The organism is Sphingomonas tagetis, assembly GCF_024211275.1.
In the GTDB taxonomy this organism is placed as follows: domain Bacteria; phylum Pseudomonadota; class Alphaproteobacteria; order Sphingomonadales; family Sphingomonadaceae; genus Sphingomonas; species Sphingomonas tagetis.
Map to the genome: position 1 here is coordinate 23,930 of NZ_JAMLDX010000009.1, position 24,646 is coordinate 48,575.

Here is a 24,646-nt window from a genome sequence, read left to right on the forward strand (position 1 = left end):
GGCCCACGCCACGTCATATATGCCGGGTCACGAATTGCGCGGCCGGCACGCGATCCGTCGTCAGGCGATTTTCGCGTGCTTGCGCATCGGCATAGCCCAGCGCCATACCCGAAATGATTACATGGCTGTCCGGAATGTCGAGCACGCGGTGAACCACCGGGCCATATTCGCACCATGCCTGTTGGGGGCAGGTGCGTAGCCCAAAAGCGGGCGCCAGCGTCATGACGTTGGTCATCAGCATCGCGCAATCGATCCACGCACCCATGCCCCAGTCGCGCTCCATCGTGAAGAACAACCCGACCGGCGCGCCAAAGAATTCGAAGTTGCGCAGCAATGCCTGTCGCCGTCCCGCCATATCTTCGCGGCCGATGCCATAAATTTCAAAGAGATCGAAGCCGATCTTGCGTCGGCGAGAGAGGTAAGGCTCCCGGATCTGCTGGGGGAAATATGGGTATTCGTCGGTGCGCTCCCCGCGCTCGACGGCGGCGGAAACCTCGCGGCAGAGCGTGGCCCGCGTCTCGCCGGTGACGACATGGACCAGCCAGGGCTGCATGTTCTGCCCCGAAGGCGCGCGTGCCGCCGCGTCAAGCAGGTCGTACACCGTCCGGTCGGACACCGTGTCTGGAAGGAAACGCCGCACGGAGCGGCGTGAGGTGACCGCGTCGAGCGCGCTGATGGAGCGGGCGGGCTTGTCCGTCATCGGCCGCCGCGCGCTGGCGTCGCGGCGATCTCGCGCCTTCGCCGCTCGCGAAGCTCGACTCGCTGGATCTTGCCGCTCGGCGTCTTGGGCAGTTCATCGACGAAATGAACTCGCCTCGGATAGGCATGGGCAGCGTAGCGGGTCTTGACCCAGACCTTGACTTCCTCGCCGAGCGCATCGGACCCGGCCGCGCCGTCGCGGAGCACGACGAACGCCTCGATCACTTCGCCGCGCACCTCGTCCGGCGTCGCGATGACGGCGCATTCGGCGACGGCCGGGTGGGCCGCGATGACCGACTCGACGTCGAATGGTCCGATGCGATAGCCGGCCATGATGATGACATCGTCGTCACGCGCCGAGAAATGGAAATAGCCTTCCTCGTCGATCCAGCCCGTGTCGCCGGTGATGTACCAGCGCCCCGCACCCGCGAATTTCTCGGCGCTCTTCGCCGGATCGCCTTCATAGCGTTCGAACCAGGCAAGCGGGCTGTGATGCAGGTCCATCGCGACCCGGCCGACAACGCCCGGGCCGACCGGTTCGTCTTGGTGTTCGTCGAGTACCGCAGCGCTCCAGCCGGGCATGACATGACCCATCGATCCGGGCTTGATCGGTTGCCGCAGCAGCGGGTGGTGATGATTGTTGATCAGCATGCCGGCTTCGGTCTGTCCATAATGGTCGAGGATCGGGATTCCGAGCGCAGTCGTTGCCCACTCGTTGACCTCCGGCGTCAGCGGTTCGCCCGCGCTCGACGCCTTGCGCAGCTCAAGACCGGGCGGCACCGCCACGCCCGAAGTGCGCAACGCGCGATACACCGTCGGCGCGGCCGCGAAATTGGTGACGCCCTGTCCGGCAAGCACGGCCAATGTCGTTTCTGGCGTGAAGCCGCCGTGCAGCAACAGGCTGGGCGTCCCGGTGCTGAGCGAGGCGAGGATGCCGAAGTAGAGGCCATAGGCCCAGCCGGGGTCGGCGCCGCACCAATAGAGGTCGCCGGGTTCAAGCCCGAGGCCGAACTCGCCATAGGCTTGAAATGAAGCGAGCGCACGAAGCGGAACGACCACGCCCTTGGGCTTGCCCGTCGTGCCCGAGGTGAAGATGTGGATGATCGGGGCATCCCCGCCGGTCACGGCCGCCGGCATCGGCGTCGCATCGCCGGACATCAGCGCATCATAGGCGATCGCCGAAGCGAGGTCCGGCCCGGTGGTGACGACGCGCCACGGCGCATCGGCGGGCATGTCCTCGCCGGGCGCGAGCTTAGGCTGCTGCGCCGCGTCGCAGATCACCAGCCTGGTGCCGCTCTCCCTAAGCCGAAACGCGATGGCCGCCGGCGCGAATGCGGTGAACAGCGGCACATAGACCGCGCCCAGCCGCCAGATACCGAGCAGCGCGACGAGATACTGCCAGCTCTTGCCCATCAACGCGGCGACACGATCGCCCGGCTCGATCCCCTGCGCCCGCAGGCCACGCGCGAACTGCTCCGAGCGGGCGCGCAACTCGCCATAAGAGAGGTCGAGTATGGACAAGTCGTCCGCGATCATCCGATAGGCGAGCGCCCCGGGATCGTGCCGATCGCACAGCAAATTCGCGGCCGACGCGTCACCGGCTCCCGTTAACGTCAGCAGTTCCTGTACGCGAGCAATCAGCGCATCGTTCCCCGCACTCGATCCGGCCATCCCGCACTCCACTTCACCGATTGCGCCGCGTGTCGGCTCACCCATTCGTGACCGACTTGGCAAGCTCGGGATAGGCCGTCATCAGCGAGCCTAACAATTTTCGCGCCGAATCGTCGGTCTTCTCCGGCACGATGAACGACGAGCGGTCGCAAATTGCCGGCATGCCCGACAGCACAGCATCGACCGTCATCTCGTCACGCCGGAACATCCGGCCTTCGGTTTCCGCGACGAACACCTCGCCGACATAGCCGCCGCCGGTATGGAACATCCGGCCGCTGACCGGGCAGTCGCGATGGCACAACGCCGCAACCACGGTGGTGATCTGGATCGGCGGCGCATAATCGGCGAGCGACAGCGGGAATTTCTGCGCGATCGCGTTTTCGGTCGCGGCCACCGGCGCCATCATGTTCGCCTTGATGCCGTGCGCCGCGCCTTCATCGGCCAGAATCTTGACCAGCGGCATCAGCGCGCCCTTCGCCACCGAATAGGCCTGGTCGCTGGCGCGGCCGAAATACCCGGCGGCGGATCCCGTCATCACCACGCGACCATATTGCTGCGCGCGCATATATGGCCAGCAGGCCTGCGCCAAATTCCAGCCACCATTCAAATTGACGCCCATCAGTCGGGCGAGATCGGGCTGCGTCGCCTCCTCGAACGCCCCGAGCGGCGCGAAGCTGCTGGCGTTGTGAACCATCACGTCGATGCGGCCGAACTGGCCGACGGCTTCGTCGATCATTTGCCGCACTGCAACGGGATCGGCGATGTCGCAGACCGATGCGAGCGCGGTCCCGCCGGTGGCCCTGATCTGCTCCACGACCTCGTTCGCCGGGGTCGGATTGTTGGCGTTCTCACCGCGCAGATTCCCGCCATAGTCATTCACGACGACGCTCGCACCCTGCTCGGCGAAGTACAATGCATGCTGACGGCCGATCCCCCGCCCCGCCCCGCTGATGACGACGACCTGCCCGTCGAATTGTTTCACACTCATTCTCCTGACGCGGCGCATGGCCCTATCGCCGCATTCATCGCATCTTGCATTTGGCTTGGAAACGATCCCGAACGCGCGGTCTCGACAACACCGCATCCGCGATGAATCATCCGCGCCGTGCGGGCCTGCCTAGCCCTTGCGCCAAGCCTTCAGCATGAGATCCGTGCAGCTTTATTCGCATCGCCAGCTCGGTGCCTTCTGAGCGGCGCGCGGCGTGCTTGCGAACGAAACGAACCAGGAGGTGGATTGGTGGCCGAGAGCGAAACGCTGGTATGCAGGAACATCGATATCCCGATGCGCGACGGCATCGTGCTCTCGTCCGATCTCTATGTCGGCGACGACGCAACGGAACCGCGCCCGGTCGTCCTGGTCCGAACGCCATATAACCGCGCGATGCTTGCCCCCCGCTTCGATCTCCGCCCGTTCGTGGACCGCGGCTATGCGGTGATGTTTCAGGATGTGCGCGGCACCGGCCAGTCCCAAGGGGTCCTCACCCCGCTGATGAACGAGGCGGACGACGGCGCCGACACCATCGCGTGGCTCGTCGCACAGTCCTGGTGCAATGGGCAGGTCGGCACGACCGGGCCATCCTATATGGGCGGGGTGCAGTTGCAGCTCGCCGTCCGGCCAGTACCGGGGCATGAGACCGCCTTCATTCAGGTGCCAGCCGCCAATATGTTCAGCATCGGCATGGTCCATGACGGCGACGTGCTGGCGCTGGAGACGGCGGCACCCTGGGCGCTGATGATGGCCGCCACCACGATGGACCGCTTCCCACCGGACGTCATCGCGCGGATTCGCGCCGACATGACGAGCCTGGAAGTCCCGTCCATGGCATTGCTCGAGGGCGATGCGCTGGTCGCGTTCCTGCGCGGGCATAGCCCACGTACGCTCCCGGTCGCGCGGCATGTGCCCTTCTGGCACGACTGGCTCGACAATCGCGAGAACCCGTCCTTCTTCGATCCGGCGGAAACCAACTCGCGTCTCTCGGCCGCGACCCGCCCGCTGATGCACTTCGCTGGATGGTACGATCTGTTCCTGCGCAATGCGCTCAACAGCTATGCCGGGATCACTGCGCACGGCGCCACGCCCGAAGCGCGCGCGGGGCAGCGCTTGATCGTCGGACCGTGGAGCCATGTCTCCAATCCAAGATTTCGACAGTTTCCCGATTCGGACGTGAACGATGCCGCCGCCAGCGCCGCCTGGATGGACCTTCATTTTCGGGGCGAGGCCAACCCCGCGTTCGACCATCGCGTCACTCTCTATGTAATGGGTGAAAATCGCTGGCGCGCGGAGCCGGATTGGCCGCGGCGCGACGCCGTGCCCACCCGTTTCTATCTGGATAGTCACGGCAACGCGAACGGCGTCGACGGCGATGGCGTCTTGTCGACCGACGCGACGGGCGCGGACCGACCGGCCGACCGATATCGCGCCGATCCCGCCGATCCGGTCATCTCGCTGGGCGGGCATGGCGTCAGTGGCGGCCCGGTCGATCAGCAGCCCAATGCCGCGCGGCGGGATATTCTGGTCTACACGACCGCACCGCTGGGCGAGGATGTCGAGGTAACGGGCAATATCCGAGCGACGATCCATGCCGCGTCTTCAGCGACCGACACCGACTGGTTCGTGAAACTGATCGACGTGTTTCCCGACGGCGAGGCGTACAATATCGTCAACGGCGGCGCGCGCGCACGCTATCGCGTGTCTCGGACCGAACCCGTCGCGCTGACGCCGGGTGACGTCGTCGCTTACGATATCGACCTCCATGCGACGAGCAACGTCTTCAAAAAAGGCCATCGCATCCGGCTCGAAATCTCCAGCAGCGACTTTCCGAACGCGGACCTCAACCCCAACGCGTTCATCGATCTGTCGGAGGCCACGCCCAACGACTATGTCGTGGCCGAGCAGGCGATCTTCCACGACGCGGCCCGGCCCTCGTTCGTCGAGTTGCCGATCATCCCGGCTGCGGCCGAGCGCCACTGGATCGACACCCCGTTCCCGCCGGGACCGGGCGATCAGGCCTATTCCAAATATCACAGCGAGATCGGCAACCGCCCGCTCCGCCAAATCGAGCTTGGGGCGCTGGCCGGGTAGCCTACAGACTGCGGTTTTCCGGGGCGGGTATCGCACAGTCGATCAATGCGGTGCAGCGACTTGTCGTGAGGGGTCGAAACGGGTCAAGGCGCCATCGTCGCGCCCGTTCGGATCAAACAGGAGTCTTCGATGACCGCACCGCAATATTCACCCCGGGCCACAGCGCTGGCGGAGCGCGTCGAGCGCTTCGTTCGCGACGTCGTCGTCCCCTATGAGCGGGACGAGCGCTGCGGCGCGCATGGTCCGAGCGACGATCTGGTCGCCGAGATGCGCGTCAAGGCGCGCGAGGCGGGCGTGCTGACGCCGCATATCCTGGAAGACGGCTCGCACCTGACTCAGCGCGAGACCGCCACCGTGCTGCGGGCGAGCGGCCTGTCGCCGCTCGGCCCGCTGGCGTGCAACACCATGGCGCCTGACGAGGGTAACATATTCCTGCTCGGCAAGGTCGGCACGCCGCAGCAGAAGGCGCGCTTCCTCGAGCCGCTGGTCTCGGGCCGCGCGCGCTCCGCCTTCTTCATGACCGAACCCGCCGAAGAAGGCGGTGCGGGATCGGACCCGTCGATGATGCAGACGACAGGCCGGCTCGACGGCAACCACTGGGTCATCAACGGCCGCAAGAAGTTCATCACCGGCGCGGTGGGGGCGCAGGTCGGGATCATCATGGCCAAGTCCGACGACGGCGCCTGCATGTTCCTGGTCGATCTGCCCGATCCGGCGATTCGCGTGACCCGCGTGCTCGACACGATCGACAATTCGATGCCCGGCGGCCATGCGCAGATCGACATCGTCGATCTGCGCGTCCCCGCCGATCAGATGCTGGGGCAGAGCGGCGAGGGCTTCACCTACGCGCAGATTCGCCTGAGCCCCGCCCGGCTCTCGCACTGCATGCGCTGGACCGGCGTCGTGCAGCGCGCGCACGAGATCGCGGTCGATTACGCCAACCGCCGCCACGCGTTCGGCAAAGCGCTGATCGAGCATGAGGGCGTCGGCTTCATGCTGGCCGAGAACGTCATCGACCTCAAGCAAGCTGAATTGATGACCGACTGGGCGGCGGACGTGCTCGATTCGGGGTCACTCGGCACGGCCGAAAGCTCGATGGCCAAGGTGGCGGTGTCCGACGCGCTGTTCCGCGTCGCCGACCGCTGTGTTCAGGTGATGGGCGCCAACGGCGTGTCGCGCGATACGATCGTCGAGCAGGCGTTCCGCGAAATTCGCGCCTTCCGCATTTATGACGGCCCGACCGAGGTGCATAAATGGAGCCTGGCCAAGAAGATCAAACGCGATTGGAAGGCGGCCCAAGCGTGACCGGAGAAGCGAGCGCCGCCGCCGCCAATTCCGGCACGACGGCGGTGCGGGACGGCTATGCGATCGATTCCGCCGCGCTCGACGGCTGGATGCGCGAGCACGTCGCGGGCTATGCCGGCCCGCTCGCCATCGAACAGTTTCGCGGCGGCCAGTCCAATCCGACTTACAAGCTGGTCACGCCGGGACGCAGCTATGTGCTGCGCAAGCAGCCGCCCGGGGTCCTGCTGAAGGGCGCGCACGCGGTCGATCGCGAAGCGCGGGTGCTGACCGGGCTGGCGCGCGCCGACTTCCCGGTCGCGCGCGTCCACGGCCTGTGCATCGACCCGAACGTGATCGGCACGATCTTCTACGTGATGGACATGGTCGAAGGCCGCATCTTCTGGGATGCGGCGATTCCGGAGGTCTCCGACAGCGAGCGCGGCGCGCTGTTCGACGCGATGAACGCGACGATCGCGCAACTGCATTCGATCGATCCGGCGGCGGTCGGGTTGGGCGATTACGGCCGGCCCGGCAATTATTTCGCGCGGCAGATCGGGCGCTGGTCGCAGCAATATCTGGAAGATACGGACGCCGGCCGCGACCCGCATCTCGACAAGCTGATCGCCTGGTTGCCGGACCATATCCCGCCCGGCGACGAGAGCGCGATCGTCCATGGCGATTTCCGCATCGACAACATGATCTTCGCCGCCGACGAGCCAAAGGTGATCGCGGTGCTCGACTGGGAACTCTCGACGCTGGGCCATCCCGGTGCGGACTTCGCCTATCATGCGATGATGTACCGCATGCCCCCGCACATCGTCGCGGGCCTTGGCGGGACCGATCCGGCGACTCTCGGCGTGCCCGACGAAGCGGCCTATGTCGCGAGCTATTGCGCGCGGCGCGGGATCGACGGCCTGCCCGGCTACGACTTCTATGTCGCGTTCAACTTCTTTCGCCTCGCCGCCATCTTCCACGGTATTCGCGGGCGTGTGGCGCGCGGCACGGCGGCGTCGGCGCAGGCGCGAAGCCGGGTCGAGATGCTGCCCGAGCTCGCGCGACTGGCCTGGGAACAGGCGGTCCGCGCCGGCGCGTCCTGATGCGCCGGCCATCAAGCATGCGATGCGATGGCCCGCCCCGATTGCCAAGCGTGTCCGCAGTGCGAAATAGCGGATCGACGAACCAGAGGAGCCAAGCATGTCCGACAATTTCCTGATCGACGAACCCGTCGAGGGCGTGCGGCGGATCACGTTCAACCGGCCCGAGGCGATGAACGCCTTCACCTTCCCGATGTACCAGGAGCTGCTGGACTTGCTGGGAGAGATCAAGTTCGATCCGCGTGTGCGCGTGGTGATCCTGACCGCCACCGGCCGCGGCTTCTGCACCGGGCACGACCTCAAGGCCGGCGGTGCGCCCGACTGGGTGCCCGAAGGGCTCGGCAAGGCGTATAATTCGCGCTATTCGATGAGCGTCATCGCATCGATCCCGGTCGCGATCCGCAACCTGCCCCAGCCGGTGATCTGCGGCATCAACGGCACCGTCGCGGGCATGGCGATGGGCTTCACGCTCGCCGCCGACATTTCGGTCGCGGCCAGCTCGGCCAAGTTCGTCAATTCGATCCACAATGCCGGATCGGGTGCCGAACTCGGCGTCAGCTACATGCTGCCGCGCGCGGTCGGCGTGCAGCGCGCCGCCGAGATGCTGCTGACCGCCCGCCCCGTGCTGGCGGATGAGGCCGAGCGAATCGGCCTGGTGCTCAAGACCGTGCCCGACGAGGAACTGCAGGACGCCTGCCTCGCCATCGCCAGGAACATCGTCGTCAATGTGCCGATGGGCATCTGGGTGACCAAGCAGTCGCTATGGGCGAACCAGAACGCCGGCAGCCTGGAGCAGGCGATCGAGTTCGAAAGCCGCGGCGTCTTCATCGCCCAGTCGATGGAGGACAAGACCGAGAAGCAGAAGTCCTTCTTCGAAAAGCGCCCGCCCGTCTTCAGCTTCAAGTGAGAGCCGCCGCCATGTCCTACGAGAACATCCTCTACGCCGTCGAAGACCGGATCGCGACGATCACGCTCAACCGCCCCGACATCTTCAACGCGATGGGGCCGGTGATGATGAACGAGATCATCGCCGCGCTGGACGAGGCGGATCGCGACGACGCGGTGCGGGCGGTCGTGGTGACCGGCGCGGGCAAGGGCTTTTGCGGCGGGGCGGACCTGTCCAAGGGCGCCGACGTGTTCGACAAGGACAAGAAGATCGAGGGACGCGAAGCGCGCGGTCCTCGACGCGACGATGGCAGCTTCGACTATTCGGACGAATCGGCACGCGACGGCGGCGGCAAGCTGGCGCTGCGCATCTATGCGATGCTGAAGCCGGTGATCGGCGCGATCAACGGCGCGGGCGTCGGCATCGGCGCGTCGATGCTGCTGCCGATGGACATCCGCATCGCCAGCGAGAAAGGCCGGCTGGGCTTTGTCTATGCGCGGCGCGGCATCGTGTTCGAATGCTGCTCGTCCTGGTTCCTGCCGCGCATCGTCGGCATCGCCAAGACGCTGGAATGGAGCTTCAGCGGGCGCGTTCTGTCGGCGCAGGAATTGCTCGACGCAGGGTTGGTCAGTCAGGTCGTCGCGCCCGATGCCCTCATGCCGACCGCCTATGCCATCGCGCGCGAGATCGCGGACCAGACCGCACCGGTCTCGATCGCGCTGATGCGCCAGATGGCATGGCAGAGCCTCGGCATGAGCCATCCGATGGAGGCGCACCGCATCGAAAGCCGCGGCATCACTACGCGCGGCTCGTCGCCGGACGCCAGGGAAGGCGTCGCCTCGTTCGTCGAGAAACGGCTGCCGGACTTCGCCTGCACGGTGTCGGCCGACATGCCGGATTATTTCCCGTGGTGGGACGAGCCCAGCTATTCCTGAAGGCTCCGCCCGTCCGCCACGAGATCATTCGAGGAACGCGCCATGAGAACCAGCGTCACCGACCTGTTCGGGATCGACTATCCCATCCTCAACGCCGGTATGGGCCGGGTCGCCCTGCCCGAGATGGTGGCGGCGGTGTCGAACGCCGGCGGGCTGGGCGTGCTGGGCGCGGGATCGAGCCCGCCCGAAGTGACGCGGCAGATGATCCGCGAGGTCCGTGCGCTGACCAACAAGCCGTTCGGCGCCAATGCGCCGCTGGCACTGCCCAACGGCCTGGAAAACGCCAAGGTCTGCCTGGAGGAGCAAGTCCCGGTCATCAACTATTCGATGGGCAAGGGCGACTGGATCTGCAAGGCCGCACACGCCTATGGCGGCAAGGTCATGGCCTCGGTCACCGACCAGAAGTTCGCGCTCAAGGCGCAGGAACAGGGCTGTGACGCGGTCATCGCCGCCGGCTATGAGGCGGCGGGCCATTCGGGTTCGGTCACCACCTTCACGCTGATCCCGCGACTGGCCGAGGTGCTGGAGATTCCGGTCATCGGCGCGGGCGGGATCGCGACGGGGGCGCAGGTCATCGCCGCGCTTGCACTGGGCGCCGGCGGCGTGTCGATGGGCACGCGCTTCTGGACTACGCAAGAGGGGCCGATGCACCCGGCGTGGAAGGAGAAGGCGGTCGAGCTGGACGTCAGCGACACGCTCTATTCGACCAAGTTCGACGGCATTCCGTGCCGCCAGATGGACGTGCCCGGCGCGCGGCGGATGATGGAGGCGCGGACCTTCAACGTCTTCGACGTGTTTCGCCACTCGTTCCAGATCGCGCGCGAGTTGCAGATCCCCTGGCCCAGGCTGGTGCTCGACACCGCCAAACGTGGGCCGAGGGAGATCCAGAACATGATGCGCATGTCGCAGATGCTGAAGGCGCATACCCACACCATGACCAGCGGCGACACCAATCAGGGGTTCACCGCGGTCGGCATGTCGGTCGGCATGGTGCATGACGTGCCGACGATCGCCGAGTTGATGGACCGGATCATCGCCGAGGCGCACGAAGCGCAGACGCAGCTCGCCCGCAACGTGCTCGGCTGATCGGCCGGGCCTGGGCAGGCGGACGTGCCGCCTGCCCCGCCCCTCGATCAGTCCCGGCCCAGCGCGCGCAGCTTGATGACGCTGTCCCCGAACGGCTCGTCGCGGTTCTTCAGCGCCTGCTTCATGCCGTGTTCCTTCATGTCCGCCTTGAAGCCGCTGCGGCGCGGTCCGGTGCTGAGATGCGCGCGCGCGTCCATCTCGATCGCCAGGCGCTGCACGGTGCGCACGCCCATCTGCTCCATTGCGATGTTGACGATGCGCTTGTGCGCGGCGTTCAGCTCGGGATCTGTCAGCGCGACGCGCGCCGCCAGGTTCATGACGTAATCGTCCAGCTCGTCGGCCGGCACCGCCTCCATCACCAGCCCGATCCGCGCCGCGTCGATGCCGCGCAGCGTGTCGCCGGTCAGCAGCAGCCGCTTCGCCCATTGCGGCCCGACATGGTAGGTCCACATATGCGCTGGCGGCGAACCGTTGGCGCGCGTCGCAGGGAATCCGATCTTGGCGTCCTCGGCCGCGACGATCATGTCGCAGCGCAGCGCGATGTCGGTGCCGCCCGCCAGGCAATTGCCGTGCACCTTGGCGATCACCGGCTTGTGCATGTCATAGATCACGTCGGGCAGCGTCTGGAACCGTTCCATGTTCCAGCAGTCATTGTCGAAGCTGCCGGCCGAGGCGCGGTACGGGATCGAGGGATCGGGGCCGGCGCCATCGTCGTCATAGCGCTCATAGGCGGTGATCAGATCATATCCCGCGCAGAAATCCTTGCCCGCGCCTTGCAGCACGACCGCGTGGATATCGTCGCGCGCGTCGGCCTCGAGCAAGGCGTCGCGCATCTCGGAGACCAGCTCGTTCGACAGCGAGTTGCGCTTTTCCGGACGGTTGAACGTCACCACCGCGACCGCGCCGACCACCTCGAACAACACCGCCTTGGGCTCATTCAGGAACCTGCCTTTATATGTCTGCATTCTGTCTCTCCGGGAAAGCCTGGTCGGGGAAGCGGCGTCAGCTGGCGGCGACGCGGCGGATGTGGAAGTCGATGTCGCCGAACAATTTCTCGATCACCATCAGGCGGCGGAAATGATGGCTGATCTCATATTCGTCGGTCATCCCATAGCCGCCGTGCAGCTGAAGTCCCTGCCTTGAAACGAGCTGCGACGCTTCCTTGACGGTGATGCTGGCGAGCGACACCGCCCGCTGGCGCGCGGCCGGTTCGGCTTCGCTCGCGGCCAGCGCCATGTACAGCCCCGAGCGCGCCTGGTGGGTCGCGACGAACATGTCGGCCATGATGTGCTGGAGCGACTGGAACTTGCCGATCGGCTGGCCGAACTGCTGGCGTTCCTTGACATAGGCGGAGCAGACATCGAGGCAGGATTCCATCGACCCGACCGCCTGGGCGAGCAGCGAGATGGTCGCGCGGTCGAGCGCTTCGGCCAGCACCGCCTGACCCCGCGCCGGCGCGATGATCACCGCTTCGACGTCCAGCGCGACCTGGTCGAAGGCGATGTCGGCGGCGCGCGAGCCGTCAAGCAGCGGATAGGGCGACGCGGTCACGCCCGCGGCCTGCGCGTCGACCGCGACGATCGCGGTGCCGGCCTCGCCCTCGATCGTTGCGGTGACCAGGAAGGTTCCGGCGCCCGGCGCGTCGGCCGCGAGCATCTTCTGCCCGTTCAGCACCAGCCGGTTGCCCTCCCGCGTCACGCGGGTGCGGCGCGGGGCGGCATAGGCATAGCGTTCGCCCGGTTCGTCATGCGCGAGCGCGACACGCGCTTCGCCGCCCGCGATCGCGGCAAGTTCGGCGCTGCGGTCGCCCTCGCTCCGTGCATAGATGTGCGCACCGAGCACGGCGGTGCTCGCGAACGGCTCCACCACCAGCCGCGCGCCCAGCGCGGTCGACAGCACCGCCATATCCTCGACCGAGCCGCCCAGCCCGCCCTGCGCCTCGGGAATCGTCAGCGCCAGCCAGCCGAGTTCGGCGAATGCGGCCCACGCCTCGGCATCCACGCCGCTGGCTTCGCTGCGCGCGGCGCGGCGATGCTCCAGCGTGAAGCGATCGCCCAGGTAACGTTCGGCGCTGTCGAGCAGCATGCGCTGCATATCGGAATAGTTGAAATCCATGGCGTCCTCAGAGCCCGAAAGCGAGCTTGGCGATAATATTCTTCTGCACCTGCAGCGTGCCGCCGAAGATGGTTGCGGCGCGCTGGCCGAGCGCGGCGCCGACGCGGCCAGGAACATGCTCCGGCCACAGCGGCGCGGGATCGCGACGATCCGCCTCCACCGCGAACAGGCGCGTCGCCTTGGCGCCCAGCAGGTCGGTCTGCAGTTCGGTGATCGCGTGCTGCAGACGCGACCCTGTGACCTTCAGCACCGACGCCACCGCCGTGTCGTCATAGCGATAGTCCTCACCCGCCAGCGTGCGCAGCACCGACCATTCGAGCGCGGTCACCTCGGCCTCCAGCCGCGCGATGCGCGCCTGGATCACCGGATCGCGGGCCAGCCCCTCGGCCACCGCGATATCCTTGGCGCGCTGCACCTCACGTTTGTTGAAGAAGATGAACGAACTGGTCGTACGCTCATGGTCGAGCAGGAACTTGGCATAGGTCCAGCCGGCGCCGGGCTCCCCCACCAGATTTTCGGCGGGCACCTCGACATTGTCGAGGAACACCTCGCACAGTTCGCAGTCATCGTTGATCATCGGGATCTGGCGGACGGTGATGCCCGGCGACTTCATGTCGATCAGCAGGAACGAAATGCCGCGCTGCGGCTTCACCGTCGGATCAGTGCGGACCAGGAAGAAACCCCATTCGCTGGCATAAGCGGTACTGGTCCAGATCTTCTGGCCGTTCACGATATATTTGTCGCCATCGAGCACCGCCTGGGTGCGCAGATTGGCGAGATCCGATCCGTTGCCCGGCTCCGAAAAGCCCTGCGCCCAGATATATTCGCCGTTGCGGATCGCGGGGAGGAAGCGCGCCTTCTGCTCATCCGATCCAAAGGTGTAGATGACCGGCCCGACCATGTGCGATCCAGCCCAGGACATGGTCGGCGCATAGGCGGCGTCCTGCTCCTCCTGGAACACGAAAAGCTGCATCGGCGACCATCCCAGGCCGCCATGTTCCACCGGCCATTGCGGCACGGTCCAGCCGCGCCTGGCCATGATCCGGGTCCAGGCCAGCGTGTCCCCGATCTCGCTCTGGATGCCGCCGAAGGCGCGTTGCCGCGCCTCCATGTCGGCGGGCAGGTCCTCGGCGATCGCGCGCCGCACCTCTTCCCTGAACGCCACCAGGCTCTCATCCGGCCGCAAATCCATCTCGCACCCTCGCTCAACCGCGAACCGGGCCATCGTCGCCGGATCGCTCGACCTTGTCGGCGTGTCGCCGCAACTCCGTCACGAAGCGCGCGGCCCACAAGGCCGCCCTCCGCATCGTGCGGCATGGCAGACCGGGCGGGCGGGCAGAAGGGGCCGCGAAATGACATCGCCCTTATGATTGCTTGGCCTCAGGCGACGACGATTTTTTGCATCCTGCGGATCGCCCGCTACGCCCTGACCCATAGCTGACAGGCAGGAGCATGGCGATGGATGAAGTCACGAAACGCGGATTGGCCTTTTTCGGCCAGGTGATGGGCGACGGGCCGGCGCAGGCGATGCGCGACGCGATGGACAGTTCGGGCTTCGGCGCCCCCCTCGCCAGGCTGGCCGCCGATTACGCGTTCGGCTCGGTCTGGACGCGCGAAGGGCTCGGCCGCAAGGAGCGCAGCCTGGTGGTGATCGGCGTGCTCATCGCGCAGGGTCAGCCGCACGAGCTCAAGAATCACATCCGCATCGGGCTGAAGAACGGGCTGACGCCGAAGGAGATCGAGGAAGCGCTGATCCAGACACTGCCCTATGCCGGATTCCCCGCCGTCTCGAGCGCGCTGACCTCGGTGGTCGAGGTGCTGCGCGAGCTGGGCATCGATCGCGACACGCCGACGTCGGAAGAGCGCGGCCTGTTGTGACCGGATGGTGTCACGGTGGGTCAGCCCCCCGCGGCAGCCCCCGCCATGAACTCGGCGATATGCCGGGTGAAGCGCGCGGCATCGGCGCCGTTGACGACGCGGTGATCGTAGCTCAGCGATAGCGGCAGCATCTTGCGCCACACGACCGCGCCGTCCGGCCCGCGAACTGGACGCTCGACCAGTTTGGTGACTCCAAGGATGGCGACTTCCGGCGCGTTGATGATCGGCGTGAACCCCGTGCCGCCGATATGGCCGAGCGAGGTGATCGAGAAGCAGCCGCCCGACATCTCCGCCATGCCCAGCCCACGCTCGCGCGCCTTGCCGGCGACGGCGGCGATCTCCGCCGCGATCGTCGCCTGGTCCTTGACGTCGCAGTCGCGGATCACCGGCACCAGCAAGCCGTTCGGCGTGTCGACCGCGATACCGATATGGTGATAGGCTTTCCGATACAGCGTCGCGCCGTCCTCCGAGAGCGAGCTGTTGAAGATCGGCAGTGCCTTCAGCGCCGACACGCTCGCCTTCACCAGCGCCGCGAGCGGCGTGACCTTCGCGTCGGGATGCGCCGCGTTCCACGCTTGCCGCCTCGTCTCGAAATCGGTGATGTCGGCTTCGTCGTGATGCGTGACGTGCGGGATGGTCGACCAGCTGCGGTGCAGCAGCGTGCCGGTGATGCGCTGGATCTTGCCGACCTTCACCGCCTCGGCCGGGCCGAAGGCGGCGAAGGGATTGTCCGCTTCGCTCACTCGATCGTGCCCAGGACGGTGCCGACCTCATAGGTTTCGCCGGCCGGCTTGAGAATGCGCAGCGTTCCGGTGGCCGGCGCCTCGACCTCGTTGGTCGACTTGTCCGCTTCGAGCGCGAACAACGGATCGCCTTCCGTCACCTGCGCGCCGTCCTCGGCCATCCATTCGGTCAACTCGCCCTCGTTCATCGAGAAGCCGAGCTTGGGCAGCAGGATTTCGGTCGCCATGGATATTTCCTTTCGAGTTACAGGATGCCGCGGACCGTCGCCTCGATGCCCGCTGCCTGCGGCACGAACGCGGTCTCGAGCGGCTTGGAAAAGGGTACGGGGCAGAAGGCCGCGCCGATGCGCTTCACCGGCGCCTTGAGCTTGCCGAAGAACGCATCGGACAGTTCCGCCGCGATCTCCGCGCCGACGCCATGCTCGCGCACCGCCTCGTGAACGATCACCGCGCGCCCGGTCTTCTCGACCGAGGCGAACACCGCTGCGCGGTCCCATGGCGCGATCGTGCGCAGGTCGATCACCTCGGCCTGGATGCCGTCGGCCGCGAGCGCTTCGGCGGCGGCGAGGCAGTCGTTGGTCGCCCGGCTGTAGGTCACCAGCGTCACGTCGCTGCCCGCGCGCGCGATCCTCGCCTTGCCGATCTCGACCCGCGAGCCGCGCTCCGGGGCCGGGCCGGGCGTCCAGTAGCTCGGCATGTTCTCGATGAAGAGGACCGGATCGGGATCCTCGATCGCGGCGCGCATCAGGCCATAGCCGTCGGCGGGATTCGACGGGGCGACGACCTTGATCCCCGCGACATGCGCGAACCACGCCTCGAAATAATCGCCATGCTGCCCGCCGGTGCCGAACCCCGCGCCGGTCATCGTGCGGATCACGATCGGCACATGCGTCTGCCCGCCCGACATGAAGCGCAGCTTGGCGGCATGATTAACGATCATGTCCATCGCCACCGTCGTGAAGTTCATCAGCATGATCTCGGCGACGGGCTTGTAGCCGGCCAGGCTCGCGCCGATCGCCGCGCCCAGGATCGCTTGCTCGCTGATCGGCGTCGCCTTGACCCGGCCGGTGCCGAACTGGCTCGACAGGCCCTTGGTGACGCCGACGATGCCGCCTTCCTGCTTGTCGCCGACATCCTCGCCCAGCACGAGGACGCGATCGTCCTCCGCCATGGCATCGGCCAGCGCCATGTTCAGCGCCTGGATCATGGTGACCGGCTTGGTCTCGGTGATGGTCTCGCTCATCTGGGCCTCACGCGATTTCGTGCGCGAAAACGTCGCGCTTCAGTTCTGCGACATCGGGCAGGTCTGCGGCATAGGCCGCCTCGACCGCAGCGGCGATCGCCTCGGCATTGGCGCGCTCGATCCCCGCGATCTCGTCCTCGGCCACCCCCGCGTCGAGCAGGCGCTGGCGCAGGCGCGGCACGGGATCGGCGGCGATCGCCTCGGCCTTTTCCGCCTTGTCCATATAACGGTCGGCATCGCCCATCACGTGACCGTTGAAGCGATAGGTCAGCGCCTCGATCAGCGTCGGCCCCTCCCCGGCCCGTGCGCGCTCGATCGCCATCTTCGCCGCGCCGAACATCGCCTCGGGATCATTGCCGTCGACCGTCACGCCCGGCATGCCATAGCCCGCCGCGCGCTGCGACAGCCGCTCGACCGCGGTCGAATCGGCAAAGGTCGTGTGCTCGGAATAAAGGTTGTTCTGGCACACGAAGATCGCCGGCAGCTTCCACAGGCCCGCCATGTTCAGCGACTCATGGAACGCGCCGATATTCGCCGCGCCATCGCCGAAATAGGCGACCGACACGCGCCCCTTCCCCTCAAGCTGCGCCGCCCAGGCCAGACCGGTCGCGATCGGCAGCGACGAGCCGACGATGCCCGTCGTCACCATCATGCCCTTGGCCGGATAGGTCAGGTGCATCGTCCCGCCCTTGCCCTTGCAGCTGCCGGTCACGCGTCCCGCCAGTTCGCCCCACAGCTCGGGCAACGGAAAGCCCTTGGCCAGCATGTCGTGCGTGCCGCGATAGATGGTGCAGATATAATCCTCGTCGGTCAGGCTCGCCGACAGCGCCGAAGGGATGATCTCCTGCCCGCGCGGACTGTAATAGGGCGTGACCAGCCGCCCCGCCTTTATCTCGCGGATCACCTTCTCGTCATTCTGCTTGATGAGGTCGGCCCGGCGATAGATCTCGACCAGCGCGGCTCGGTCCGGTTTGGGATAGTTGGACATCGCTTCCTCGTTTCAGAAATCTCTTGGTCGGTCCGGCGCCGATAGGCTGGCACGCATCCATGGCGCGCCTCAATCCTCGGCGGCGATCGTCACGCGCATTCCGGCCAGCGCTTCGTCGAAGGTGATCTGGCACGACAGGCGCGAGCGGTCGTCACGGCTGCTCGAACTGTCGAGCAGGTCGTTCTCGTCCTCGCTCATCGGCGGCAAGCGGTCGAGAAAGCCGGCATCGACATGGACATGGCAGGTCGCGCACGAGCAGCAGCCGCCGCACAGCGCCAGCAGCTCGTCGAACCCGCTGTCGCGAATGACCTCCATCACCGACAGGCCCGACGCGCCCTCGACGGTCTTTTCGTCCCCTTCCCGCGAGATGACGATCAACTCCGGCATTGCTTCACCCTAGACGTTCGATTTGGCGGGAACCCTGACGGCTCCGCACCCGATCCACAACGCCCGCCAACATCCATCGCGTGGCCGATGCCGTCGCGGGCAAGTTGCGCTCAGCGGAATTCAACGCGCGGTGGCGGGAAATCGGGCGTTTCGCGCGCCTGCATCGCGCGGATCGCCTCGTTGCTCTCGTCACTGCCGAAATTCACCATCTCGAACGCAAGCGAGAGGTCGAGCACGGTCTGGTTCTCGCGCAGGAAATGGTTGAGCACATATTTGCTCATGCGCATCGCATTGGGCGCGGTCGCGGCGAGACGCGCGGCGACGTCCACCGCCTTGTCCTGCAACGCGTCGTGATCGACCGCCAGCGCGACGAGGTTGATCCGCTCGGCCTCCTCGCCGGTCAGCACCTCGTTGGTCAGCAGATAATATTTCGCCTTGGCGAGCCCGCACAGCAGCGGCCAGATCATCGCCGCATGATCGCCGGGCGTCACGCCCAGGCGCAGATGACCGTCGAACAGCTTGGCGGTCTTGCTGGCGATTGGAATGTCGGCGAGCAGCGCGACCGCCAGCCCCGCCCCGACCGCCGCGCCGTTGATTGCCGATACCAGCGGCTTGCGCATCCCGATGATCGCGGCGATCAGCGCGCGCGCGTCGTCAAAGCCCTTGCAGAACACGTCGAGCGCGTCGCGCCGGCCGCTCGGCATGTCGTCGATCGATCCGCCCGCGGAAAAGGCGCGACCCGCGCCCGTGACGATTGCCGCGCGCGTGTCGGGGTCGCGGTCGATCACGTCCCACACCGCGATGATCTCCCGGCCGAGGTCGCCGCCGATGGCGTTCATCTTGTCGGCATTGTTGATCGTCACTCGCAACACGCCCGCTGCCGGCCGATCGAACAACAGATGCTGGAAGCTGGAATAACGGCTGAGATCGACGGTCACGCGGCACCTCTTGGCATGGATCGCCCGAATGCGGGTCCCCCGCCGCGACGGCAAGCGCGGAGTCGCGGCATCGCAGGCACGATGCGCGATAGCGTGGCATTTCGCCACCCGCGCAGCTAGGTCGCGCTTTCGGTATCACGATGGTGAACATATGCGCGACAGCGACAAGGTCGAAGGCGGTCCTGAAGGACAGGCGGAGCGGATCGTCGAGCTCGAACGGCTCGACACCAACCTCTATCGCAACCGCTTCAGCGCATATGCGCGGAACGACCATCTGTTTGGCGGGCAAGTGCTGGCACAGGCGCTCGCCGCCGCGTCCGCCACCGTCGATGCGCCGCCGCACTCGCTGCACGGCTATTTCTTGCGTGCAGGTTCGGCGAGACGACCGGTGATCTTTCAGGTCGAGCGTACTCGCGATGGTCGAAGCTTTTCCACGCGCCGCGTGGTCGCGCTGCAGGATGCGCAGCCGATCTTCCATATGGAATGCTCTTTCCATGGGGAGGAAGCGGGGTTCGAGCATCAGTCGACCATGCCCCCGGGTCTGACCGATCCCGATCAACTCCCCACGATCCGGGAAGCCATCGAACTATATCGCCGCCAGAACCCTGATCGCTACGCGCGCAGCGCGGACGAGCGGATCGAGATGATCCTCGCGTTCAACCTGATCGAAATCCGGCTGGCCGACCCGACGTCGCTCTTCACGCCCGAGACGCCCGCCACCCGAAAGCTGTGGATTCGCGTACCCAGCGCGTCGGGCATCGAGGATCCGGCCGTACATCTTCAGCTGCTGGCCTATCTGTCGGACTATTGGTTGTCGGCGACGGTGCTCGTGCCGCACCCCATCCGCCTCGGCGGTTCCGATCTGTTCATGACCAGCCTCGACCACGCCATGTGGTTTCACCGGCCTGCGCGCGTGGACGAGTGGCTGCTGTACGATACGGATAGTCCGTCGGCCTCGAACGCGACCGGGCTTGCGCGCGGGACGATCTACGACCGGTCCGGCCGTCTCGTCGCCAGCGTGGCGCAGGAGGCGCTGATCCGCCGGCGCTGACGCGGATCAGCGCGCCAGGATCACCGTCGCCTGGCTCGACAACACCCCGCCATTGCCGTGCGCCAGCGCGACCTGCGCATCGGCGACCTGCCGGTCGCCGCACTCGCCGCGCAGCTGCCGCACGGCCTCGATCAGCGCGAACAGCCCGTACATGCCGGGGTGCGTGCACGAAAGCCCGCCGCCATTGGTGTTGACCGCCAGCCGCCCGCCGGGCGCGATCGCCCCGCCCTCAACGAAGCGCGCGCCTTCGCCCTTGGGACAGAAGCCCAGATCCTCCAGGAACAGGACCGTGTTGATCGTGAACGCGTCATAGACCATCACCACATCGACATCCGCCGCGCTGATCCCGGCGCGGGCATAGGCCCGCCGGCCGCTCTCGCGCGCCGCGGTGGTGGTGAGATCGGGCATGCACATGATCTCGCGGTGCGAGGTTTCCGCCGCCGCGCCCAGTACCCGCACCGGCCGCGCCTTCAAATCGCGCGCGCGGTCCGTCCGCGTCATCACGATCGCCGCGCCGCCATCGGTGACGAGGCAGCAATCATATTTGCCGAACGGGTCGTTGATCGGCCGCGCGCCGAGATAGTCGTCCATGCTCAGCGGGTCGCGCGCATAGGCTTCGGGGTTCAATTGCGCCCAGGCTCGCGCCGCCAGCGCGACCTCGCCCAGCTGCTCGCGCCGCGCACCATATTGATGGAGGTAACGCTGCGCCGCCAGCGCATAGGAGGTCAGCGGCGTCATCGGCCGGTACGGCGATTCATAGGGATTGGGCTGGACGGTATTGACCAGCTTGCCCGCCGCCGACGCCTGATTCGAGCCATAGGCGATCAGCGCGCAGTCGATCGCCCCCGCATCGAGCAGGTAGGCCGCATTCTCGACCATCGTCTGGAATGCCGAGCCGCCGGTGCGGTTGTTGTCGGTCACCTTGGGCTGAATGCCGAGATATTGGGCGAAGCTGAGGCCGCCCAGCGTGTCGGTGCCATGGCAGAAGAACAACCCATCGACATCGGCCAGCGTCAGCCCGGCTTCAGCCAGCGCGCGCGCAGTGGCGATGCCTGCAAGGTCCGACGCCGAATAGCCTGGCGCGCGCCCGGTCCCGAAAGTGCCCGCCCCGACAATCGCGGTCCGGCCGCGGGGGAAGTCAGTCATTCCGCACCCTCAGCCGGTACGAACACGACGAAAGGGTCGCCGCCCTCCGGCCACTCGATCCGCGCCGTCACCGCCATGCCGATCACGACATCGGCCGGGTCGATCCCCTCGATTCGGCTCATCATGCGCGGTCCCTCCGCCAGATCGACCAGCGCGACATTGTAATTTGTCTCGGGCAACCGCTTGTAGACCGTGGTCGACGAATAGACGGTGCCGCGCCCCGATGCCGGAATCCACACGACATCCTCGCTCCCCTTCCCGGGCACGATCGCGCGCGGCGGATAAAACGGGACGCCGGTCGCGGCGTCGGCGCACAGCATGAAGCGCCCTTCGGCGAGATGCTGGTGCCATTCGAGGTCGGGCTGGATCGGCATCACGCGCCCCGATAGGCCGGCTTGCGCTTTTCCTTGAACGCGGTCGAGCCCTCGGCGAAATCCTCGGTCCAGGTCATCAGCGCCTGCACCGCCGCCTCGAACTCGAGCGCGTCGTCCAGCGACTGGCCAGGGGCGGCGTCGAACTGCCGCTTCATCTGCGACAGCGCGAGCGTCGGCGCGGTCGCGAAACTCGCCGCCAGTTCGGCCGCGCGCGTCTGCACCTCATCGGACGGTAGCGCTTCGAGCGCGAAGCCGAGCTCGGCCGCCTCGCGCCCGTTGACGAAGCGGCCGGAATAGGCGATCTCCTTCGCGCGCATCACCCCGATATGCCGCTCCAGCAGCCAGCCCGCCGCGCCGTCCATGGCCAGGCCGATATGGCGAAAGGCGAGCTGGAACCGCGCATCCTCCGCCGCGACGATGAAATCGGCCGACAGCGCCAGCGCGAACGACATGCCGATGCACACCCCCTGCACCGCGGCGATCACCGGCTTGTTGGTGTGCGCGACGCTGCGTACCATCCGGCCCAGCGTCCGCGACTTGACCATATTGCCACGCACGCCGCCCTGCCCCATCTCCCCGACATCGGCACCGGCGGAAAAGTCGCTGCTGGCGCCGCGCAGGACGATCGCGCGGATATCGTCGTCGTCGCCAAGGTCCTGGAACACGCCCTGAAAGCTCTGGCGCATGCCCATGGTGATGGCGTTCTTGCGCTCCGGCCGGTTGATCGTGACCGTGGCGACCCCGCCATCCCTCGTAACATCGATCGACATCTCGCCGCGCTCCTTACCTGTCTGGTCCCGAACTAACATCCCGCGCGGGCCACGCACCCCGCCGCCCGTCATATCGCGATTGCGATCAAGCTGGCGACCGGTTTGCGTCACTCGTGCCGCCCGGCGCAACGAAAGGTCGAGCAGCATCATGCGGAAACCTCGCCGTTGAAGACCTTCCCCACCGAACCGATCGTCTGGCCAGATGGCGCGGCCGCGTTGCGTGCGGAAGTGCGCGGCTTCCTCGCCGAACATCACCGCCACCCCGACCCGGTGCGCCGCGCCAGCAGCTGGGCGGTGCCGGACGCGGCGTTCAGCCGCGCGCTGGGCGAAGCGGGCTATATCGGCATGACCTGGCCGGCCGAATATGGCGGGCATGAGCGCTCCGCGCTCGAACGCTATATCGTGCTCGAAGAACTGCTGGCCGCCGGTGCGCCGGTCGGCGCGCACTGGATCGCCGATCGCCAGACCGGCCCGCTGCTGCTGCGCTATGGCAATGAAGAGCAGCGCCGGCGCTGGCTGCCCGGCATGGCGCGCGGCGAAGTCTATGCCTGTATCGGCCTGTCCGAACCGGGCGCAGGCTCCGATCTCGCTGCCGTCCGCACCAGTGCGCGCCGCGAGGGCGACGACTGGGTGATCAACGGACAAAAGGTATGGACGACCAACGCGCACAATGCGCAGCTGATGATCGCGCTCGTCCGCTCGGAGGCGGGGTCGGAACGCAATGCGGGGCTCAGCCAGTTCCTGATTCCGATGGACGCGCCCGGCGTGACTGTTCGCCCGATCATCGACCTGACCGGCGGGCATGATTTCAACGAGGTGTTCCTGGATGACGTCCGCCTGCCCGCCGCCGCGCTGGTCGGCGTGGAGGGCGATGGCTGGAAGCAGGTCACGGCCGAGCTGTCGCTCGAACGCTCGGGGCCCGAACGCTATATCTCGAGCCTCGCGCTGCTGATCGAGCTGATCGCCCATGCCGGGCCGGATGCCGCCGAGCCGGTCCGCTCGCTCATCGGCCGCGCCGCCGCGCAGGTTTCGACGCTCAGGCTGATGTCGGCGACCGTCGCGGCGCGGCTGGCGGCGGGCGAGGATCCCGCGCTCGCGGCGACGATGGTCAAGGACCTCGGCAACAGCTTCGAACAGGCGCTGCCCCACCTCGTGCAGGCCAGCATCGAGATCGACACCGCCGACGATACGCCGCTGGCGGCGGTGCTGGGCTATCTGTTGCAGGTGTCCCCGTCCTTCTCGCTGCGCGGCGGCACGCGCGAAATCCTGAAGGGCATTATCGCACGGGGGCTCGGGCTTCGATGAACGAACAGCAGCAGATGCTGGCCGACATGGCGGACGGGCTGTTCGCCGAACTGGGTCCCAAGGCGACCGTCGCCGGCCATTGGGGGCGGATCGCGGAGGCCGGCCTGACCGGCTTGCTGGTCAGCGACGCGAACGGCGGCTTCGGCGGCAGCTGGGCCGACGCGTTGCTCGTTTTCCGCCTCGCCGGCTATCACGCGCTGGCGCTGCCGCTGGTCGAGGCGGTGGTCGCGGCACGGCTGTCGGGGGTTCTCGACGGGCTCGGATCGCTGGCAATGCGTTGCGAAGGCGTGATCGACAATGGCGCCTTTACGGGCACGGTCGGGGGCATCGCCTGGGGCCGCGACGCCGATTACGTCATCGCCGCCGCGCCCGATGGCGGCGCGATGCTATTGCGCCGCGGCGATGCAACCGTGCGCGAGGGGCGCAGCATTGCCGGCGAGCCGCGCGATGCCTGGGTCGTCGAGCGCGCGGCGTGCACGCCGATCGACGGGATCGACGTCGCGGCGATCGGCGCCTTCGTCCGCGTCGCCCAGTCGGCCGGCGCGCTCGACGCCGCGCTCGCGCTCGCGGTCGCCCATGTCAACGATCGCAAGCAGTTCGGCCGCCCGCTCGCCAAGTTCCAGGCGGTCCAGCAATCGCTCGCCACGCTGGCGTGCGAGGCCGCGGCGGTCAATTGCGCCGCGCTCGCCGCCGCGATGGCGCTCGACGCGCGCGACGCGTCCTACGCCGTGGCGGCGGCGAAGACCCGCGCCGGGGAAGCGATCGGAGAAGCCACGGCGATCGCGCACCAGGTGCATGGCGCGATCGGCTTCACCGAGGAATATGGCCTGCATCCGCTGACTCGACGGCTGTGGTGCTGGCGCTCCGAATTCGGTGGCGACGGGCATTGGGCGTCGGTGCTGGGCGGGCGCATCGCCGCGGCCGGCCCGGCGCGGTTCTGGCCCGACCTGACCGCGATCTCCACCTGAAAG

The 24,646-nt window shown here is 66.9% G+C and carries 25 protein-coding genes; 10 read left to right on the plus strand and 15 right to left on the minus strand.

Annotated features, from left to right (window positions below):
* Positions 1-13 precede the first annotated feature (13 nt).
* From M9978_RS12465 to M9978_RS12475, 3 genes are read right to left on the minus strand one after another with little or no spacing between them, the layout of a single operon-like run.
* Entirely contained in the window at positions 14-700 is a 687-nt protein-coding gene (locus M9978_RS12465; RefSeq protein ID WP_254293647.1) for a nitroreductase, read from the minus strand.
* On the minus strand, positions 697-2,370 hold the full coding sequence (locus M9978_RS12470) for an AMP-binding protein (RefSeq protein WP_254293648.1): 1,674 nt from the start codon (positions 2,368-2,370) through the stop codon (positions 697-699). Before M9978_RS12470 ends, M9978_RS12465 begins: the two co-directional genes overlap by 4 nt.
* A 37-nt stretch (positions 2,371-2,407) precedes the next feature.
* The gene (locus tag M9978_RS12475; RefSeq protein WP_254293651.1) at positions 2,408-3,352 is read right to left on the minus strand and encodes an SDR family NAD(P)-dependent oxidoreductase; all 945 of its coding nucleotides are present in this window, start codon (positions 3,350-3,352) and stop codon (positions 2,408-2,410) included.
* A 255-nt stretch (positions 3,353-3,607) separates the two neighbouring features.
* Between M9978_RS12475 and M9978_RS12480 the strand changes: the two genes are divergently transcribed.
* The 6 genes from M9978_RS12480 (at position 3,608) to M9978_RS12505 (ending at position 10,737) form a co-directional block, all read left to right on the plus strand.
* Positions 3,608-5,452: a CocE/NonD family hydrolase gene (locus M9978_RS12480; protein ID WP_254293653.1), complete on the plus strand. Its 1,845-nt coding sequence runs from the start codon at positions 3,608-3,610 to the stop codon at positions 5,450-5,452.
* 129 nt (positions 5,453-5,581) lie between these two features.
* Positions 5,582-6,757, plus strand: coding sequence for an acyl-CoA dehydrogenase family protein (locus M9978_RS12485; RefSeq protein ID WP_254293655.1), 1,176 nt, complete (start codon positions 5,582-5,584; stop codon positions 6,755-6,757).
* Entirely contained in the window at positions 6,754-7,833 is a 1,080-nt protein-coding gene (locus M9978_RS12490) for a phosphotransferase (RefSeq protein WP_436977190.1), read from the plus strand. Before M9978_RS12485 ends, M9978_RS12490 begins: the two co-directional genes overlap by 4 nt.
* A gap of 97 nt (positions 7,834-7,930) precedes the next feature.
* Entirely contained in the window at positions 7,931-8,737 is an 807-nt protein-coding gene (locus M9978_RS12495) for an enoyl-CoA hydratase-related protein (protein ID WP_254293660.1), read from the plus strand.
* 11 nt (positions 8,738-8,748) lie between these two features.
* Entirely contained in the window at positions 8,749-9,651 is a 903-nt protein-coding gene (locus M9978_RS12500) for a crotonase/enoyl-CoA hydratase family protein (protein WP_254293662.1), read from the plus strand.
* 42 nt (positions 9,652-9,693) lie between these two features.
* Entirely contained in the window at positions 9,694-10,737 is a 1,044-nt protein-coding gene (locus M9978_RS12505) for an NAD(P)H-dependent flavin oxidoreductase (protein ID WP_254293664.1), read from the plus strand.
* A gap of 47 nt (positions 10,738-10,784) precedes the next feature.
* Here the strand turns inward: M9978_RS12505 and M9978_RS12510 are convergent, their stop codons facing one another.
* The 3 genes from M9978_RS12510 to M9978_RS12520 are packed head-to-tail and all read right to left on the minus strand — an operon-like array spanning position 10,785 to position 14,044.
* Positions 10,785-11,702 carry a crotonase/enoyl-CoA hydratase family protein gene (locus tag M9978_RS12510; RefSeq protein WP_254293666.1) on the minus strand — a complete coding sequence of 306 codons (918 nt, stop codon included), beginning with the start codon at positions 11,700-11,702 and terminating at the stop codon, positions 10,785-10,787.
* Positions 11,703-11,739: 37 nt separating this feature from the next.
* Positions 11,740-12,852, minus strand: a complete 1,113-nt coding sequence (locus M9978_RS12515) for an acyl-CoA dehydrogenase family protein (protein WP_254293668.1) — start codon at positions 12,850-12,852, stop codon at positions 11,740-11,742.
* Positions 12,853-12,859: 7 nt separating this feature from the next.
* A complete protein-coding gene (locus M9978_RS12520) occupies positions 12,860-14,044 on the minus strand; it encodes an acyl-CoA dehydrogenase family protein (protein WP_254293670.1) in 1,185 nt (394 codons plus the stop codon).
* Between the two features lie 266 nt (positions 14,045-14,310).
* On the opposite strand from M9978_RS12520, the gene M9978_RS12525 reads away from it, so the two are divergent.
* The gene (locus tag M9978_RS12525; RefSeq protein WP_254293672.1) at positions 14,311-14,730 is read left to right on the plus strand and encodes a carboxymuconolactone decarboxylase family protein; all 420 of its coding nucleotides are present in this window, start codon (positions 14,311-14,313) and stop codon (positions 14,728-14,730) included.
* A 20-nt stretch (positions 14,731-14,750) separates the two neighbouring features.
* On the opposite strand, the gene M9978_RS12530 is transcribed toward M9978_RS12525, so the two are convergent.
* The 6 genes from M9978_RS12530 to M9978_RS12555 all read right to left on the minus strand — a co-directional run bounded on the left by M9978_RS12530 (position 14,751) and on the right by M9978_RS12555 (position 19,029).
* The gene (locus M9978_RS12530) at positions 14,751-15,473 is read right to left on the minus strand and encodes a 2-oxo acid dehydrogenase subunit E2 (RefSeq protein WP_254293675.1); all 723 of its coding nucleotides are present in this window, start codon (positions 15,471-15,473) and stop codon (positions 14,751-14,753) included.
* Entirely contained in the window at positions 15,470-15,700 is a 231-nt protein-coding gene (locus M9978_RS12535; RefSeq protein ID WP_254293676.1) for a biotin/lipoyl-containing protein, read from the minus strand. The genes M9978_RS12530 and M9978_RS12535 overlap by 4 nt, the downstream gene beginning before the upstream one ends.
* Positions 15,701-15,717: 17 nt before the next feature.
* Positions 15,718-16,716, minus strand: a complete 999-nt coding sequence (locus M9978_RS12540; protein WP_254293678.1) for an alpha-ketoacid dehydrogenase subunit beta — start codon at positions 16,714-16,716, stop codon at positions 15,718-15,720.
* Between the two features lie 7 nt (positions 16,717-16,723).
* Positions 16,724-17,704, minus strand: coding sequence for a thiamine pyrophosphate-dependent dehydrogenase E1 component subunit alpha (locus M9978_RS12545; RefSeq protein WP_254293680.1), 981 nt, complete (start codon positions 17,702-17,704; stop codon positions 16,724-16,726).
* Between the two features lie 69 nt (positions 17,705-17,773).
* Positions 17,774-18,091 carry a 2Fe-2S iron-sulfur cluster-binding protein gene (locus M9978_RS12550; RefSeq protein WP_254293682.1) on the minus strand — a complete coding sequence of 106 codons (318 nt, stop codon included), beginning with the start codon at positions 18,089-18,091 and terminating at the stop codon, positions 17,774-17,776.
* A 110-nt stretch (positions 18,092-18,201) separates the two neighbouring features.
* On the minus strand, positions 18,202-19,029 hold the full coding sequence (locus M9978_RS12555; protein WP_254293685.1) for an enoyl-CoA hydratase/isomerase family protein: 828 nt from the start codon (positions 19,027-19,029) through the stop codon (positions 18,202-18,204).
* A gap of 151 nt (positions 19,030-19,180) precedes the next feature.
* Between M9978_RS12555 and M9978_RS12560 the strand changes: the two genes are divergently transcribed.
* The gene (locus tag M9978_RS12560; protein ID WP_254293687.1) at positions 19,181-20,080 is read left to right on the plus strand and encodes an acyl-CoA thioesterase; all 900 of its coding nucleotides are present in this window, start codon (positions 19,181-19,183) and stop codon (positions 20,078-20,080) included.
* A gap of 6 nt (positions 20,081-20,086) precedes the next feature.
* Here the strand turns inward: M9978_RS12560 and M9978_RS12565 are convergent, their stop codons facing one another.
* The 3 genes from M9978_RS12565 to M9978_RS12575 are packed head-to-tail and all read right to left on the minus strand — an operon-like array spanning position 20,087 to position 22,370.
* Positions 20,087-21,226 (minus strand): thiolase family protein, encoded by a 1,140-nt coding sequence (locus M9978_RS12565; protein ID WP_254293690.1) that lies wholly within the window; start codon positions 21,224-21,226, stop codon positions 20,087-20,089.
* A complete protein-coding gene (locus tag M9978_RS12570; RefSeq protein ID WP_254293692.1) occupies positions 21,223-21,600 on the minus strand; it encodes a Zn-ribbon domain-containing OB-fold protein in 378 nt (125 codons plus the stop codon). The genes M9978_RS12565 and M9978_RS12570 overlap by 4 nt, the downstream gene beginning before the upstream one ends.
* Positions 21,600-22,370: an enoyl-CoA hydratase/isomerase family protein gene (locus M9978_RS12575; RefSeq protein WP_254293695.1), complete on the minus strand. Its 771-nt coding sequence runs from the start codon at positions 22,368-22,370 to the stop codon at positions 21,600-21,602. The genes M9978_RS12570 and M9978_RS12575 overlap by 1 nt, the downstream gene beginning before the upstream one ends.
* Before the next feature lie 165 nt (positions 22,371-22,535).
* Here M9978_RS12575 and M9978_RS12580 point away from each other — a divergent pair, with 165 nt between their 5' ends.
* Positions 22,536-23,675: an acyl-CoA dehydrogenase family protein gene (locus M9978_RS12580; RefSeq protein ID WP_254293697.1), complete on the plus strand. Its 1,140-nt coding sequence runs from the start codon at positions 22,536-22,538 to the stop codon at positions 23,673-23,675.
* A complete protein-coding gene (locus M9978_RS12585; protein WP_254293699.1) occupies positions 23,672-24,643 on the plus strand; it encodes an acyl-CoA dehydrogenase family protein in 972 nt (323 codons plus the stop codon). The genes M9978_RS12580 and M9978_RS12585 overlap by 4 nt, the downstream gene beginning before the upstream one ends.
* Positions 24,644-24,646 lie beyond the last annotated feature (3 nt).